Here is a 255-nt window from a genome sequence, read left to right on the forward strand (position 1 = left end):
GGCTACCGGGCGGTGGATGCGGGGCTCGTGACCGCGCCGCTCGGCATTTTCGCCGTGATCCTCGCGCCGGTGATGGGCAAGATCATGCCGCGCTCGGACATGCGGGTGCTCGCCACGCTTGCGTTCGTCGGATTCGCTGCGGTGTTTTTCATGCGCTCGAACTATACGACCGGCGTAGACGCGTGGACCCTCGTGCTGCCGACGCTGCTGCAAGGCATCCCGACCGCGTTGTTCTTTACGCCGCTGACGGCGATC

At 65.9% G+C, this 255-nt stretch carries 1 pseudogene; it reads left to right on the forward strand.

The window, feature by feature from the left end:
• Positions 1 to 255: pseudogene (locus AB3X94_RS42255) on the forward strand (EmrB/QacA family drug resistance transporter); the annotation flags it as partial.

It is taken from the genome of Paraburkholderia sp. BR10923 (assembly GCF_040948765.1).
GTDB classification, from domain to species: domain Bacteria; phylum Pseudomonadota; class Gammaproteobacteria; order Burkholderiales; family Burkholderiaceae; genus Paraburkholderia; species Paraburkholderia youngii.